Source organism: Phycicoccus avicenniae (assembly GCF_050496545.1).
In the GTDB taxonomy this organism is placed as follows: Bacteria; Actinomycetota; Actinomycetes; order Actinomycetales; family Dermatophilaceae; genus Phycicoccus; species Phycicoccus avicenniae_A.
This window is the reverse complement of record NZ_JBNVZV010000012.1, coordinates 16,346-31,737: the sequence shown is the minus strand read 5'-3', so window position 1 is coordinate 31,737 and position 15,392 is coordinate 16,346. Positions and strand designations below refer to the sequence as shown.

The following is a 15,392-nucleotide window of genomic DNA, read 5'->3' as shown; positions in this document are numbered from 1 at the left end:
CGCCCTCGCGGCCGCCCGGGCCCGTTGACCCGGGTGCACGGGCGGGCGGACCATCGTCGGATGGCACTCCGGCTCGGTCAGCACCTGTCCTCCCTCGTCGCCGAGCTCCGCTGGGAGCCCGTGACCCGTCGCATCCGGGCGAGCCTCGGCGGGGTACCGGTGCTCGACACGACCGACGCGGTGCTCGTGTGGGAGCCGCGGCGCGTCGTGCCGATGTACGCGGTCCCGGTGCGTGACCTGTCCGCCCGTCTCGCGCCCCGTCCCCCGACCCCGCTGCCGCCGCACGTGCCTCCGGTGCTCGGCCCGGTGAACTTCGGGTGGCACACGACGCCGGGCAGGTCCCACGACCTCGTCGTCGGCGACGAGGTGGTGGCCGACTGCGCGTTCATGCCGGACGACCCCGACCTCGGCGGCCGGGTGGTGCTCGAGTGGGCACCCTTCGACTGGGTCGAGGAGGCCACGCCCGTCACCGGTCACCCCCACGACCCGTTCAAGCGGATCGACGTGCTGGCCGCCGACCGCCACGTCGTCGTCCGTGTCGACGACGTCGTGCTCGCCGACACGCGCCGCCCGACCGCGCTGTACGAGACGCACATCCCGGTGCGGTGGTACCTGCCCGCGCAGGACGTGCGTCTCGACCTGCTGGAGCCGAGCGGCTCGGTCACCACGTGCGCCTACAAGGGCGACGCCCGCTACTGGTCACTGCCGGCCCGTGACGGGCGGCCGGCGGTCGAGGACGTCGCCTGGTCCTACCCCCACCCGCTGCCGGAGGTCGCGGCCGTGCGCGACCTCGTCTGCTTCTACGCCGAGCGCACCGACCTCGTCGTCGACGACGTGCCCGTGCCGCGCCCCGTCACCCCCTGGTCCTCCCCGGCGGACCAGGAGCGCTCCTGACGCGCCGACGCCCGCCGCGGTGAGGACCGGGCGGGCGTCGTGGCGGCGGGCGTCAGAGGTTGCCGCGCTTCTCCTGCTCGCGCTCGATGGACTCGAAGAGCGCCTTGAAGTTGCCCTTGCCGAAGCCGAGCGAACCGTGCCGCTCGATGATCTCGAAGAAGACGGTCGGGCGGTCGCCGAGCGGCTTGGTGAAGATCTGGAGGAGGTAGCCGTCCTCGTCACGGTCGACGAGGATCTTGCGCGACTTCAGCTCCTCGATCGGGACGCGGACCTCGCCGATGCGCTCACGCATCACCGGGTCGTCGTAGTAGGCGTCGGGGGTGTCGAGGAACTCGACGCCCTCCTTGCGCAGCTCGTCGACGGTGCGCAGGATGTCGTTCGTCGCGAGCGCCAGGTGCTGGGCGCCGGGGCCGCCGTAGAACTCGAGGTACTCGTCGATCTGGCTCTTCTTCTTGGCGATGGCCGGCTCGTTCAGCGGGAACTTCACCCGGTGGTTGCCGTTGGCGACGACCTTGGACATCAGCGCCGAGTAGTCGGTGGCGATGTCGTCACCGATGAACTCGGCCATGTTCACGAAGCCCATGACCTTGTTGTAGAAGCCGACCCACTCGTCCATCCGGCCGAGCTCGACGTTGCCGACGATGTGGTCGAGGGCCTGGAAGAGGCGCTTGGGGGCGCCGTCGCGCTTGACGAAGCTGGAGGACGCGGCGACGTAGCCGGGCAGGTACGGCCCGGCGTAGGTGGCGCCGTCGACGACGCGCTGGACGAGGCTGTGCCGGGTCTCGCCGTAGGTGGCGATGGCCGCCACGCGCACGGTGCCGTGCTCGTCGGTGAGGTCCTCGGGCTCCTGGAGCACGGTGGCACCGGCGCGACGAGCCTGCTCGACGCACTTGTCGACGTCCGGAACCTCGAGGGAGATGTCGACGACGCCGTCGCCGTGCGCCGCGTGGTGCTGCACGAGCGGGCTGTCGGGGGTGACGGCGCCCTTGACGACGAAGCGGATCGAGCCGGACTTCAGGACGAAGGCCTTGTGGTCGCGCGTGCCGTTCTCGGGGCCGGTGTAGCCGACCAGCTCCATGCCCCAGGCGCTCTGGTAGTAGTGCGCGGTCTGCGTGGCGTTGCCGACGACGAAGACGATGGCGTCCCAGCCGGTGACCGGGAACGGGTCGGTGCTCTCGTCGTACTCGACCAGGCCGACGAGCTGCTTGAGCTGCTCGAGGTCGAGCTCGGCGGCGCGCTCCTGGTCGGTGAGGTCGAGGCGGCTGGCGGACGTCGTCGTCGTGTCGGTCATCCCGCCACTGTCGGTGGGCTGGGCGGGATGTGCAACCACTCCACGACACGGTGCACACGATGTGCATGCTGTTGCCCCGGACCCCCCTCGTACTGGACGATGTGACCATGGCCATCAAGGACGGGGTGGACGCCCTCGACGCCCGCATCATCGCGCTCTTCACGGACGACCCGCACGTGGGCGTGCTCGGCGCCTCCCGGCGGCTCGGGGTCGCCCGCGGCACGGTGCAGGCGCGCCTGGACCGCCTCCAGGAGCGCGGGGTCATCCGCAGCTTCGCCCCGCACGTCGAGCCGGCCTCGCTCGGCTACCCCGTGACGGCCTTCTGCACCCTCGAGATCAGCCAGCGCCAGGGCCACGAGCCGGTCGTCGCGCACCTGGCCGCCATCCCGGAGGTGCTCGAGATCCACTCGATCACCGGCGTCGGGGACCTCGTCGTGCGGGTCGCGGCCCGCGACAACGCCGACCTCGGCCGGATCATCGACGAGATCATCGACGACGTCCACGTGCTGCGGGCCAACACGGCGATCTGCCTCGTGACCCACCTGCCGCACCGCACCGGGCCGCTCGTGGCGGCGGCCGCCGACACCCGTCGAGAGTAGAGAACACGCCGTGTGCGTCGGGCTGCACACGGCGTGTTCTCTACTCTCGACCGGCTGTGGCTGCCGTCAGCCGGTGATGACGACCGGCGTGCCGTTCGCGACGAGCTTCCAGTCCTGGGCGGCGAAGGCAGGCGGGTCGATCTGGCCCTTCGCGGTGACCCAGTCGATGAGCAGCTGACGGATCTCGACCTGCCGGTTGTAGACCACCGGCGCCGTCTTGACGTCGGGGAAGTTGCCGCCGCCGGACTGCCGGTAGTTGTTGATCGCGATGACGAACTGCTGCGCCGGGTCGATGGGCGCACCGGCGTACTGCAGGTTCGTGATGCGCGAACCGGGGTCCTTGGCGATGTCGATGTCGTAGGTCAGCGGCGCGTCGAGGCCGCCCATGATGTCGTAGTTGTAGTCCGGGGTGCCGGTGGGCGCGGTCGGCGTGACGGCGTTGGTGACCTGGTCCGGCGTGAACGGCCCCGCGCCGGTGACCTGCTTGAAGTAGCGGGCCGACCACTCGAGGTAGGCCTGCACCTGGGCGCCGGTGAAGGTGATGCCGAGCAGGGTGTTGTCGAAGATGTACAGCCCGGCGACGTCGCGCACGGTCACCTCGCCGGCCGGGATGGCCGCGTCCTTGTTGAACGGCGCGGCGATGGAGAGCACCGGCAGGTCCGCCTGGGGCGTCCCCGCGAGAGCGTCCTTGACCGCCTGCCCCTGCACCAGGTTGATGAAGTCCATCGCCGCCGTGTCCTCGTAGCGCGAGGTCGCGGCCGACATCGCGGCGGTGCTCGTGCCGATGACCGAGTTGACGTAGGTGAGGACCTTCTCGTGGGCCGGGCGCACGAGCGCGGCGATGCGCGGGTCCTCGGGGACGGTGTTGGCGTTGAGCAGCGAGCTCGTCGACTTCACGACGCGCCAGCGGCCCCGGACCTGCTCGAGGTCGAGGTCCATGACCGCGACGCGCATGCCCCAGTAGAGCGGCTCGGTGAGCAGCACCTGGCGGCCGGTCTTCTCGTTGGTCACGTACTGCTGCGGAATCTCGACGTGGGCGTGCCCGACGAGGATCGCGTCGATGTCGGGGACCTGCGCGGCGAGCAGGCTGCTCGCGTTCTCCGGGTACGGCAGGGCGTCGCCGTAGCTCGACGAGGTCGTGGCGCCGGAGTGGCAGGAGACGACGACCACGTCGGCACCCTCGCGCTTCATCCGCGGCACCATCACCTTGGCCTGCTCGACGATGCCGGGGAACCTCACCCTGCCCTCGACGTTGGCCGCGTCCCAGATGGCGACGCCCGGCGTCACGAGGCCGAGGATGCCGACGGTCACCGGCTTCTGGCCCTTCACGTGGATGCGCTTCATGACGTAGGGCCGGAAGACGGGGCGCCCGGTGTCCCAGTCGACCGAGTTCGCCGACAGGAGCGGGTGGCGGCACTGCTTCTCGAAGGCGCGCAGGGTGTCCAGGCCGTAGTTGTACTCGTGGTTGCCGAGGGCGGCGGCGTCGTAACCGACGGCGTTCATCGCCGTGGCCATCGGGTGCTTCGCGCCCTTCGTGATGGGGTCGATCTTCGCGTAGTAGTACGCGAGCGGGGTGCCCTGGATGGTGTCGCCGGCGTCGAGGGTGATGCAGCGCTCGGCGCCGCGCTCCTCGCGCATCGCCTTGATGAGCGTGGCGGCCTTGGCGACGCCGATCTGGTTGCCCTTGGCGTCGCTGTAGGCGGCGTTGGCGAAGTAGTTCCAGTTGTAGACGTTGCCGTGCAGGTCGGTGGTCCCGAGCACGGTGACGCGGGTGGTCTTCCCGTGGTGGCCGTGGCCGGGGTGGTGGCGCTCGTCGGCGCTCGCGGAGGGGGCGGCGAGGACCCCGGCCCCGCCGACGGCGGCGAGGGTGAGGAGCTGGCGGCGGGTGGCTGCGGAGAAGGGAGTGTCGGTCACGGCTCGGGACCATAGCCCGGCCGGGGCCGCCCCGCGCGTCGGGGGTGCGGCCGGATGTGGACCCGCAGGTGAACGGCCTGAGAACGCCCTCAGCGGCGGCCGACGAACCAGAGCCGGATCCTGGCGATCCGCTCGGTCACCTGCTCGCTCGTGGCCGACGCGAGCTCCGGGCCACCGCACGCGCGCCGCAGGTCCATGTGGATGTTCGCGTGCGCCGCACCGGTCTTGCTCGAGTAGGCGGCCACGAGCTTGTTGAGCTCCTTGCGCTGCGCGGCGAGCGCGCGGTGCTGGGCGACGGGGCTCGGACCGGCCGGCGCGCTCTCGCGGGTGCGTCCGCCCTTGGCCTGCTTGGCCTGGCGCTCGTGGAGCAGCAGGGCCACCTGGTCGGGCTCGAGCAGCCCCGGGAGACCCAGGTAGTCCTGCTCCTCCTCCGAGCCCACCTCGGCGTGCAGGCCGAACTGCTTGGCGTCGAAGAGCACGTGGTCGAAGTGCGCGTCGGACTCCAGCGCCTCGAAGCGGGACTCCTCGAGGTCGAGCGCGGACTCGGTGCGGTTCGCCGCCGCGATGAGCCCCTCCTCCTCGGCCCACAGCGAGGCCTCGTCCTCGTCGCTGCTCGGCCGGTTCAGCGCGTGGTCGCGCTCCTCCTCCATCGTCGCGGCGAGCTGGAGGATGACCGGCACCGACGGCAGGAACACCGAGGCGGTCTCGCCCCGGCGTCGGGCCCGCACGAAGCGTCCGACGGCCTGGGCGAAGAAGAGCGGGGTCGAGGTGGACGTCGCGTAGACGCCGACCGCGAGCCGGGGCACGTCGACGCCCTCGGAGACCATCCGGACGGCGACCATCCACCGCGTCTCGGAGCCGGCGAACTGCTCGATCCGGGCGCTGGCGCCGGCGTCGTCGGAGAGGACGACCGTGGTCTCCTCCCCCGTGACCGCCGTGAGGATGCGCGCGTAGGCGCGCGCCGCGGACTGGTTCGAGGCGATGACGAGCCCACCGGCGTCCGGTACGTGCCGGCGCACCTCGGAGAGGCGCTTGTCGGCGGCGCGGAGCACCGCCGGGATCCACTCGCCCTTGGGGTCGAGCGCGGTGCGCCACGCGTGCGCGGTGATGTCCTTGGTCAGGGGCTCGCCGAGCCGGGCGGCCACCTCGTCACCGGCCTTGGTGCGCCAGCGCATCGCGCCGCCGTAGGCCAGGAAGAGGACGGGCCGCACGACGCCGTCGCGCAGGGCCGCGGCGTACCCGTAGGTGTAGTCCGAGGCCGAGCGCAGGATGCCGTCCTGGCCCATCTCGTAGCGCACGAACGGGATCGGGCTGGTGTCGGAGCGGAACGGCGTCCCGGTCAGCGAGAGCCGGCGCACCGCCGGGGTGAACGCCTCGCGGATGCCGTCGCCCCACGAGCGGGCGTCGCCGCCGTGGTGGATCTCGTCGAGGATGACGAGCGTGGGCTCGGCCTCGGTGCGCTGCTTGTGCAGGCCGGGGTTCGCGGCGACCTGGGCGTAGGTGAGGGCGACGCCGTCGTACTCGCTCGAGTGCACGCCGGCCGAGTTCGAGAACGACGGGTTGAGCTGGATGCCCACGCGGCCCGCGGCATCGGCCCACTGGGTCTTGAGGTGCTCGGTGGGGGCGACGACGGTGACGGCCCGCACGAGGCCGCGGTCGAGCAGCTCGGTGGCGATCCGCAGGGCGTACGTGGTCTTGCCGGCGCCGGGGGTCGCGACGGCGAGGAAGTCCTTGCCCTCCTGCCCGAGGTAGGCCGTGAGGGCCTCCTCCTGCCAGGCGCGCAGCTTGGCGGCGGTACCCCACGCGGCCCGCTCGGGGTAGGCGGGTGACAGGTGGCCGGCGGCAGAGGTACTCATGAGCGAGCGCCACCCTAACCGCCGTCACGACGACGCGCCGAAGGCCCCGACGAACTCGTCGGGGCCTTCGGTGTGTGCTAGCGCCGCAGGCGTGCTCAGACGTTGCGGTAGGCGAGCCAGGCGTTCTGCATGCGGGTGTTCTGACCGGTCGTGAAGTGGTCCATGCACGCGTCGTCGGAGTAGTCCATGAAGTTCTTGATCGGGTCCAGGCCGGTGGCCGTGCAGGTGTCGCGGCCGGTCGGGCAACCGGACGCGGGCGAGGCCTCGGCCGGGGTGTCGCTCACCGAGTCGCCGCCGGAGCAGCCGCCCTGGAAGGTGTGGAAGAGGTTGAGCCAGTGACCGACCTCGTGGGTCGCGGTGTCACCGAGGTTGTACGGCGCGGCGCTGCCGCCGGGGACCGACTCGTCGAGGATGACGACGCCGTCCATCGTGTCGAGGCTGGCCTTGGGGAAGGTCGCCCAGCCGAGGAGGCCGCCACCGAGGTCGGCGGTGTAGAGGTTGAGGTCGCCCATGTTGCCCTTGCGCAGGGCGGTCTTCATCTGGCGCTCCTGGGTGGTGCCGTCGGTGAGGCCGGAGTACCAGGAGGCGTTCGTCGTGGTGTCCGTGCCCGCGAGGCGGAACGAGAAGCCGGCGCTGGAGTAGGCGGCGTTGAGGACCGAGATCTGGTTGTTGACCTGCGTCGCGGTCAGCTTGCCGTTCGTGCCGTCGGTGATGATGTGGACGTAGACGTCGACGACGCCGCCGGCGAACGCGGCGGCGACCGGCTTCTTCGCCGAGGCGCTGCGCTGCGCGGACGCCGAGACGGCCTTGCCGTCCGAGCCGGTCGCGTAGCCCTTGGCGGCCAGGGTCTTCTGGAGGGCCGCGTCGTTCGCACGGGCCTGCGCCGGGGTGAGCTCGTGGGGGTCGAAGCGTCCACCGGCCTGGCGGCCGCCGACCTCGGCGTGGGTGACGCACTCGGCGGAGGCGGAGGCGACCGCGTCTCCCGCGATCGGGCGGGCCTGCGAGGCGGAGGCGGGAACGAGGGCACCGGCGACGCCGAGCGTCAGCGCGGCCAGGGCGGTCAGGGAACGGGTACGCATGGACGTCCTTCCAGGGGTACGGCCCGGCCGGTCGGCGAGGGCACCCGCAGGACGCTAGGCGGGGGGCACGGGGTGGTGGGTCTGCCCGTCGTCAGGGTTGGGTAAGACCTGCGCCTCGCGCGATACGCCCCCGGTCCCAACAACGGGTCATCGGGACGTAAGAAGTGCGCAAAGGTCCGCGGGACCACCCCGCCGGCGCTCCGAGGAGCCGACGCGCGCCGCCCCGCAAAGGTTCCCGACCGCTCGCCGGTCGAGGTGAAAGGGGACTGCGAGACGGCCCGACATCACCTCGACCCGGCGGTGGGCGCCGGCGTCAGTCGCCGTCCTCCGGCGGGCGCAGCCCCTCGTAGATCTCCTTGCACGTGGGGCAGACCGGGAACCTGTCCGGGTTGCGGCCGGGGATCCAGACCTTGCCGCAGAGGGCCGTGACCGGCTCCCCCGACAGCGCGCTCTCGAGGATCTTCTCCTTGCGCACGTAGTGGGCGAAGCGCTCGTGGTCACCGGGCTCGGCGACCTCGGGGACGGTCTCCGTGCGCTCCAGGACGGCCGTCTGCGTCTGCGGGCCGCCGGGCTCACCCTGCGGGGCGTTCGGGTCGCTGGGCGGCGGGAGGGTCTCGCTCATGCGCCCGAGCCTACGCCGGGCTCAGTTGAGCGAGGGGTCCGGCGGGTACCAGGCCATCCAGCGCAGCGGGTCCGGCTGGCGGCGCAGGACGCGGTGCCAGAGGTCGACCGGGTGGTCGGTGAAGGCGTCGCCGCTCTCGCCGTCGACGACGAACCACGACCCGGTCGCGATCTCCTCCTCGAGCTGGTCCGGCGCCCATCCCGCGTAGCCGGCGAAGATGCGCAGCCCGGTGAGGCCCGGGCCCACGAGGACCGGCGGGGTGTCGAGGTCGACCAGGGCCACCGCCCCGAAGAGCCGGCGCACGCCCGTGGGGTCGGGGTCGTCCCCCGGCACCGCGACGAGGCCGAGCGCGGAGTCCAGCTGCACCGGCCCGCCCTGGAACATCGTCGCGGGCGAGCTGGCGTGCTCCTCCCATCCGGGCAGCACGGTGTCGATACCGGCCTCGATCGGCCGGTTGAGGACCAGCCCCTGCGCGCCGTCGTCGCCGTGGTGCAGCACGAGGACGACGCTGCGGTGGAAGACGCCCTCCTCGATCTGCGGGGTCGCGACGAGGAGCTTCCCGGTGGTGTGGGACGCGCTCACGCGCCCATTCTGCCTCCGCGACCGCCGCCACGGCCGGACCTCGGCGCACCTCCGCCACGCTGCGGTCGCCCGCCGCGCGGACCACCCGGCCGGCCACCCCGTCGCGGGCGCGGCTGGGCCTCGAGGATGGGGCGCCACACCTCGTCGGGCACGGGCACCCCGGAGGGCGCCACGCCGCCGAGCGCGGACATCACCGGGTCACCGGGGGCGACCTTGGCCGTGATGGCCTCGGCGCCGGCGTTCTCGATGATGCGGGTGACCATCTTGCGCTGGTGCGGGAGCGCGAGCATCACGACCGCGCCCTCCTCCCCCGCGCGGGCGGTGCGGCCGGCGCGGTGCAGGTAGTCCTTGTGGTCCGTCGGCGGGTCGACCTGGATGACCATCCCGATGTCGTCGACGTGGATGCCGCGCGCGGCGACGTCGGTGGCGACGAGGACGGGCATCTTCCCGTCGCGGAAGGCGCCGAGGACGCGGTTGCGGACGTTCTGCGACAGGCCGCCGTGCAGCGCCGCCGCGAGGACCCCGCGGCCGCGGAGCTCCCCGGCGATGCGCTCGGCCCCGAGCTGGGTCCGGGCGAAGACGACCGAGCGGCCGGGGCGACCGGCGAGCTCGGCGGTCAGGGCCTTCTTGTCCTGCGGGTCGATGAGGAGCACGTGGTGGCTCATCGTGGTGACCGCCGCCTGGGCGTCGTCGGTCGAGTGCGTCACCGGGTCGACGAGGTAGCGCTCGACGAGGGTGTCGACGCCGCGGTCGAGGGTCGCCGAGAAGAGGAGGCGCTGGCCGCCGTCGGGCACGGCGTCGAGGATCGCGGTGACCTCGGGCACGAAGCCCATGTCGGCCATGTGGTCGGCCTCGTCGAGGATCGCGACCTCGACCCCGCCGAGGTCGACGGCACCGCGGTCCATGAGGTCGACGAGCCGGCCCGGCGTCGCGACGAGCAGGTGCACGCCGCGCTGCAGGCTCTTGATCTGCGGCTCGTAGGACAGCCCGCCGGCGACGAGCCGGTGGGTGATGCCGGTGACGTGGACGAACGGCTCGAGGGCGTCGCTGACCTGCATCGCGAGCTCACGGGTGGGCACGAGCACGAGCGCCTTGGGTCGCTTCGGCTCCGGCCGGTCGCCGGCAGCGAGGCGGGCGATGGTCGGCAGGCCGAAGGCCAGGGTCTTGCCCGAGCCGGTGCGGCCCCGACCGAGGACGTCGCGCCCGGCGATGGCGTCCGGGATCGTCGCGGCCTGGATCGGGAACGGGTCGGTGATGCCGTCGCGGGCGAGGCGCTCGACGATCCGCTCGGGCAGGCCGAGGGCGGCGAAGCCGTTGTCCTCGGTCACCTTCTTCGGGCCACCGGCCGCGGCCGAGCGGTACGTGGTCCAGGTGTCGGCCTCGGCGCGCTCGGCCTCGGCGTCCTCGAAGGTGCGGGGGCGCTCGTCGCGCTCCCACGGGCGCTCGGCGTGACGACCCTCGTGGCGGTCGCGGCGCACCGGGTCGGCGACACGCGGGGCGCGGTCGCGGACCGGGCGGTCGCCACGCTCACGGCGGGGCCGCTCGTCGTGCGGGCGGTGGACGTGGCGCTCGGTGCGGGCCGGGCGGTCGTCGCGCTCGAACCGCGGACGGTCGCTCCGCTCGGTGCGCTCGTCACGGCGGGGACGGTCGTCGCGCTGGACGCGCGGGCGGTCGCTCCGCTCGGTGCGCTCGTCACGGCGCGGACGGTCGTCGCGCTGGAACCGCGGGCGCTCGGTGCGCTCGAACCGCGGACGGTCGGTGCGCTCCTCGCGGCGGGGACGGTCGTCGCGCTCGAACCGGGGGCGCTCGGTGCGCTCCGGGCGCTGCTCGCGGCGCTCGTCGCGGGACGGCATGCCGCCGCGACGGGGGTCCTCGCGGTCCCAGCGGGGCGAGCGCTCGGCGCGGGGGCGCTTGGCGCGCTCCTCGCCGTCGCCGGAGCGCGTGGGCGTGCTCGAGCCGGGACGGCCGGTGGCCTGACCACGGTGGGGCTTCTTCGGGCCCTTGCGCTTCTCCGCCTTCTGGGCAGCGGTCCAACGGGCCTTCGGCCCGGATGCCTTCTTGGGCATGGGGGTGTTCACCTGTGTTTCGTCATCGGGAGGACGTTCGGACAGACACGTCGTCGGCCGGTGGCGAACGGGCGAGTACAACGGGTCTCCGGACCGGCAGTGGTCCTGGGTGGCCGGTTCGACTTCAGGGGTGTCACCGGCGGTGCCGGGTGGGATGGGGGGTGGTCGCGGGGTGCGACGGGGTGGACGCGGCCAGGCGTCCGCCACCACGGCGGGAAGGGTCCAGTCTACCAGCGGGAGACGGGTGCCCCGGACCGCCGGCCGGCCCGACGGACCCACGGCAGACGGGCGAGGAGCGCGCCGAGGGCGACTCCCAGCAGGTCGGCGATCGTGTCGAGGGGGTCGCCGCTGCGTGCCGGCAGCACCAGCGCCTGGACCACCTCGCTGAGCACGGCGTGCCCCGCGAGCAGCCCCAGCACCCAGCGCGCCGGCAGCCCGGCGAGCAGGCCGAGCGCGGCAGGCAGGAGGAAGACGCCGAGGTGGACCAGCTTGTCGGCCTGCGGGAACGGCAGCGGGCCGGGGTCCCTCGGCAGGTAGAGGACGACGAGCTGGAGGACCACGGCCCCACCGAGCGCACCGAGCAGCGCGCGCCGCACCACCGGTCCATGGCCGGCCGGTGCGCTCACGCGTCCTCCGGACCCGCCTCGGCCGCTGGGTCGGAGCGGACGGCCCGGCGCACCGCGTCGGCGACGACGGTGCTGACGTCCGGGTGGAACACGCTCGGGATGATGTACGTCGCGTTGAGCTCCTCCTCGGTGACCACGCCGGCGAGGGCGTCGGCGGCGGCGAGGAGGACGTCCATCGTCACGTGCTTGCTCGCGGCGTCGATGAGACCGCGGAAGACACCGGGGAAGACGAGCACGTTGTTGATCTGGTTCGCGAAGTCCGAGCGGCCGGTGGCGACGACGGCGGCGTGCCGGGCGGCGAGCTCGGGGTCGATCTCGGGCACCGGGTTGGCCATGGCGAAGACGACCGAGTCGGGCGCCATCGAGGCCACGGCCTCCTCCGAGAGGATGTTCGGCGCCGAGACCCCGAGGAAGACGTCGGCCCCGGCCACTGCCTCGGCGAGCGTGCCGGTGACGTCGTCGGGGTTGGTGTTGGCCGCGATCCAGGCGTGGTTCGGGTGGTCGCCGGAGAGCACGTCGGCCCGGTTCCGGTGGACGACGCCGTCGACGTCGGTGACGACCACGTGGCGCAGCCCCGCGTGCAGCATCAGCTTGAGGATGGCCGTCCCCGCCGCGCCGGCGCCGCTCATCACGAGCCGGACGTCCTCGAGCCGCTTGCCGACCACGCGCAGCGCGTTCCGCAGCGCCGCGAGGGCGACGATGGCGGTGCCGTGCTGGTCGTCGTGGAACACGGGGATGTCGAGCTCCTCGCGCAGCCGGGCCTCGACCTCGAAGCAGCGCGGCGCGGAGATGTCCTCGAGGTTGATGCCCGCGAACCCGGGAGCGATGGCCTTGACGGTGCGGATGATCTCCTCGGTGTCGGTGGTGTCGAGGCAGATCGGGAAGGCGTCGATGTCGGCGAACCGCTTGAAGAGCGCCGCCTTGCCCTCCATGACCGGCAGCGCCGCGAGCGGGCCGATGTCGCCGAGCCCGAGCACGGCCGTGCCGTCGGTGACGACCGCCACGGTGTTGCGCTTGATGGTGAGGCGCCGCGCGTCCTCGGGGTTCTTCGCGATGGCGGTGCAGACCCGGGCCACGCCGGGCGTGTAGATGAGCGAGAGGTCGTCGCGCGAGCGGATCGGCACCTTGGACTCGACGGTCAGCTTGCCGCCGAGGTGCATGAGGAAGGTGCGGTCCGAGACCTTCCCGATCTCGACGCCCTCGACCGTGCGCATCGTCTCGACGATCTCGTCGGCGTGGTCGGGGTCGCGGGTGAGCATCGTGAGGTCGACGCGCATGCGCGCGTGCCCGGAGCCGGTGACGTCGAGCCCGGTGACCACTCCCCCGGCCTTCTCGATGAGGCTCGTCATCTCGCTCACGGCGGTGGGCCGGGCGGGGAGGACGAGCCGGACGGTGACGCTGTTGGCGATGGAGGGTGCGGCGGGCATGGGGTCGATTGAACCCTGTACCGGCAGGTAGCCCGAATCGGGTCCGTGGTGGAGCGACCCGCCCGCGCCCTACAGTGACCCGCATGTCGGACCACGTGGAAGTCATCGGGACCGGGACGGCCGCGGCCGGGCCGGACGTCGTCGTCCTCGACGTGCGCGTCCAGGTCGACGCCCGCGACGTCGCCTCCGCTCTCGGCTCGCTGGCCGGCCGGCTCGACGGCGCCATCGCCGCGGCCGCCGACCACGGTGTGGGAGAACACGACCGGCGCACCACCGGGATGGGGGTCTCCCCGCGCTGGGACCGCGAGGGCCAGAGCGTCGTCGGGTACACCGCCCACCAGGCGCTCCGCCTGCGGGTCCGCGACCGCGGCCGGGTGGGCGACGTCATCGCGGCCCTGGCCGGCGCGGCGGGCGACGCCCTCGCGGTCGACAACGTCTCGCTCGAGGTCGCCGACCCCGGCCCGCTGATGGTCCGCGCCCGGGCCGCGGCCTTCGCCGACGCCAGCACGCGAGCGCGGCAGTACGCCGACCTCGCCGGTCGCTCCCTCGGTCCGGTGCTGTCGCTGACGGAGGCGGCCCCCGGCGGCGGTGGCCCACAGCCGAAGATGCGCCTGGCCGCCTTCGACGCCGGCGGCGGCGTGCCCGTCGAGGGCGGCGAGTCCTCGCTGTCCACGACGGTGGTCGTCCGCTTCGCGCTGGGCCCGGCGTGACCTGGCTCGACGCGCTCGGCTGGTTCGGCTCGGCGCTGCTCGTCTTCTCGCTGCTCCAGGCCCGCATCCTGCGGCTGCGCGTGCTCAACACGGTGGCCTGCCTCATCCTCACCGTGTTCAACGCGCTGCTCGACGTCTGGCCGATGGTCGCGATGAACATCGTGCTCGCCGGCATCAACCTCTACTTCATCGCCCGGATGCTCCGCGAGCGCGGCGACGAGCGGGCCTACGCCGTGCTCGCCGTCCGCGAGGACGACTCCTACCTGGGGCACTTCCTCGCGGTGCACGGCACGGACATCGAGCGGTTCTTCCCGGGGTTCGGCGCGGCGGGCGGCGAGGGCCGCTCGACCTACCTCGTGCAGCACGGCGACGAGACCGCCGGCGTCATCGTCGTCCGCGACGCCGGCGACGGCACCGCGCAGGTCGAGCTCGACTACGTGACCCCGCGCTTCCGCGACTTCGCCCCGGGCGAGTTCGTCTTCCGGCGCTCCGGCCTCTTCCGGGACCGCGGGTTCACGCGGGTGCTGACCGCTCCGGGGATGGTCGCGCCCTACTACGAGCGCCTCGGCTTCGCCCGCGACGGCGACCACTACCGCCTCGAGCTGGCCTGAGCACGACGAACGGCCCGGCCCCCGTGGGGGCCGGGCCGCGCTCGACAGGTGTGGGAGTGCACCGCGTGGTGGAGGTGGCGGGAATCGAACCCGCGTCCACTGACGGCAGCCCAGGGCTTCTCCGGGTGCAGTGCGCTGTGGATTTTCTCGGCCCCAGCGCTCGCGCGCACACGTCCGCTGACAGGCCCAGTCGAGAAGGAGTCCCGCGCCGTCCCCCGACATGACGACGCAGCAAGATCTCTAGCTGACGCTGGTTACTGAGCCGAGATCGAGCTCAGGCCAACGGACTTCGGGCTCGCTCAGGCGGCGAGGGCGAAGTCGGTGCGCTTGGAATCGGCACCTATTGGTTTGCACGGAGCGTTGTACGAGATGACCGTGCGTCCTCGACCCGCTTCCCACTGGACATCCGACCAATGTCGAAACCGATCACCCCCCTGAAGGGGGCCACTCCCACGCTGTCGAGTTGTCAACCGGGCCGTGCGAGACGTCCCGGACGCCCAGTATGCCGGTCAACGGCCGGTCACCCAACCGTGTTCCCGCGACCAGGGGTCGGCGCTCGGCCGGCGTGGTCAGCCCGCGGCGTCCGCCCCGGTCGGGTCGCCGCCCGTCGTCGACGTGTCCGGCACCGACGAGGAGTCCGGCGAGCCGCCGGAGGGCGCGGGGTCGGTGGAGGAGGTGCTGTCGGTCGGGGTGGGTGTCGGCGTGGGGGTGGGAGTCGGGGTGGGCTCGAGCGGCGGGGTGGCGGGGGTGGTTCGCGGCGCCGTGGAGGGCCGCACCCGCGTGGACGATGTCGGAACCGGCACGGTGCTCGAGGTCGTGGGCGCGACGGCGCTCGGGGAGGGCGCCGGGGCCGCCGCGCTCGGTGCAGGGACGGGGTCCGGCACGCGCGAGGCCCTCGGGGTGGCGGTGGCGCCGACGGCGGGGGGCGCGGTGCGCCCGGACTCCGAGGTCAGCGGCTCGCCCCCGGTGCCGTCGGGACGCAGGAACGAGGGGTCGGACTCGGTGATGCGCAGGGTCGTCAGACCGCCCGGCTGGAGGGCGACGAGCCCCCCGACCGTGACGACCCCGGCACAGGCCGCGGCGACCACCTGGAGTCGGCGGTAGCGCCCCGAACC

At 73.0% G+C, this 15,392-nt stretch carries 14 protein-coding genes and 1 other RNA gene; 4 read left to right on the top strand and 11 right to left on the bottom strand.

Going from position 1 to position 15,392, the window contains the following annotated elements; genetic code table 11:
* Nucleotides 1-60 precede the first annotated feature (60 nt).
* Nucleotides 61-894 carry a DUF427 domain-containing protein gene (locus ACQZ2A_RS11610; RefSeq protein ID WP_430211027.1) on the top strand — a complete coding sequence of 278 codons (834 nt, stop codon included), beginning with the start codon at nt 61-63 and terminating at the stop codon, nt 892-894.
* Between the two features lie 52 nt (nt 895-946).
* Here the strand turns inward: ACQZ2A_RS11610 and hppD are convergent, their stop codons facing one another.
* Nucleotides 947-2,185 (bottom strand): 4-hydroxyphenylpyruvate dioxygenase, encoded by a 1,239-nt coding sequence (gene hppD / locus ACQZ2A_RS11605; protein WP_430211024.1) that lies wholly within the window; start codon nt 2,183-2,185, stop codon nt 947-949.
* A 107-nt stretch (nt 2,186-2,292) separates the two neighbouring features.
* Between hppD and ACQZ2A_RS11600 the strand changes: the two genes are divergently transcribed.
* The gene (locus ACQZ2A_RS11600; protein ID WP_430211021.1) at nt 2,293-2,784 is read left to right on the top strand and encodes an Lrp/AsnC family transcriptional regulator; all 492 of its coding nucleotides are present in this window, start codon (nt 2,293-2,295) and stop codon (nt 2,782-2,784) included.
* A gap of 66 nt (nt 2,785-2,850) precedes the next feature.
* Here ACQZ2A_RS11600 and ACQZ2A_RS11595 read toward each other — a convergent pair whose 3' ends face one another.
* The 8 genes from ACQZ2A_RS11595 to ACQZ2A_RS11560 all read right to left on the bottom strand — a co-directional run bounded on the left by ACQZ2A_RS11595 (nt 2,851) and on the right by ACQZ2A_RS11560 (nt 12,956).
* Nucleotides 2,851-4,698: a bifunctional metallophosphatase/5'-nucleotidase gene (locus tag ACQZ2A_RS11595; protein WP_430211017.1), complete on the bottom strand. Its 1,848-nt coding sequence runs from the start codon at nt 4,696-4,698 to the stop codon at nt 2,851-2,853.
* Nucleotides 4,699-4,787: 89 nt separating this feature from the next.
* Nucleotides 4,788-6,554 carry a DEAD/DEAH box helicase gene (locus ACQZ2A_RS11590; RefSeq protein ID WP_430211014.1) on the bottom strand — a complete coding sequence of 589 codons (1,767 nt, stop codon included), beginning with the start codon at nt 6,552-6,554 and terminating at the stop codon, nt 4,788-4,790.
* 95 nt (nt 6,555-6,649) lie between these two features.
* Entirely contained in the window at nt 6,650-7,633 is a 984-nt protein-coding gene (locus ACQZ2A_RS11585) for a zinc metalloprotease (protein ID WP_430211011.1), read from the bottom strand.
* A gap of 313 nt (nt 7,634-7,946) precedes the next feature.
* The gene (locus tag ACQZ2A_RS11580; protein ID WP_430211008.1) at nt 7,947-8,255 is read right to left on the bottom strand and encodes a DUF3039 domain-containing protein; all 309 of its coding nucleotides are present in this window, start codon (nt 8,253-8,255) and stop codon (nt 7,947-7,949) included.
* Between the two features lie 21 nt (nt 8,256-8,276).
* Entirely contained in the window at nt 8,277-8,837 is a 561-nt protein-coding gene (locus ACQZ2A_RS11575) for a YqgE/AlgH family protein (RefSeq protein ID WP_430211005.1), read from the bottom strand.
* Complete coding sequence (locus ACQZ2A_RS11570; protein WP_430211002.1) at nt 8,834-10,915, bottom strand: DEAD/DEAH box helicase; 2,082 nt, start codon at nt 10,913-10,915, stop codon at nt 8,834-8,836. The genes ACQZ2A_RS11575 and ACQZ2A_RS11570 overlap by 4 nt, the downstream gene beginning before the upstream one ends.
* A 215-nt stretch (nt 10,916-11,130) precedes the next feature.
* The gene (locus ACQZ2A_RS11565) at nt 11,131-11,529 is read right to left on the bottom strand and encodes a VanZ family protein (protein ID WP_430210999.1); all 399 of its coding nucleotides are present in this window, start codon (nt 11,527-11,529) and stop codon (nt 11,131-11,133) included.
* Nucleotides 11,526-12,956 (bottom strand): NAD-dependent malic enzyme, encoded by a 1,431-nt coding sequence (locus tag ACQZ2A_RS11560; protein ID WP_430210997.1) that lies wholly within the window; start codon nt 12,954-12,956, stop codon nt 11,526-11,528. The genes ACQZ2A_RS11565 and ACQZ2A_RS11560 overlap by 4 nt, the downstream gene beginning before the upstream one ends.
* 83 nt (nt 12,957-13,039) lie before the next feature.
* On the opposite strand from ACQZ2A_RS11560, the gene ACQZ2A_RS11555 reads away from it, so the two are divergent.
* Both ACQZ2A_RS11555 and ACQZ2A_RS11550 read left to right on the top strand, forming a co-directional pair.
* Nucleotides 13,040-13,666, top strand: coding sequence for an SIMPL domain-containing protein (locus ACQZ2A_RS11555; protein ID WP_430210995.1), 627 nt, complete (start codon nt 13,040-13,042; stop codon nt 13,664-13,666).
* On the top strand, nt 13,663-14,277 hold the full coding sequence (locus ACQZ2A_RS11550) for a hypothetical protein (RefSeq protein WP_430210993.1): 615 nt from the start codon (nt 13,663-13,665) through the stop codon (nt 14,275-14,277). Before ACQZ2A_RS11555 ends, ACQZ2A_RS11550 begins: the two co-directional genes overlap by 4 nt.
* Nucleotides 14,278-14,343: 66 nt before the next feature.
* Here ACQZ2A_RS11550 and ssrA read toward each other — a convergent pair.
* Together ssrA and ACQZ2A_RS11540 are read right to left on the bottom strand one after the other, a co-directional pair.
* Nucleotides 14,344-14,711: a transfer-messenger RNA gene (gene ssrA / locus ACQZ2A_RS11545) on the bottom strand.
* 135 nt (nt 14,712-14,846) lie between these two features.
* Entirely contained in the window at nt 14,847-15,365 is a 519-nt protein-coding gene (locus tag ACQZ2A_RS11540) for a hypothetical protein (RefSeq protein WP_430210991.1), read from the bottom strand.
* Nucleotides 15,366-15,392: the final 27 nt, after the last annotated feature.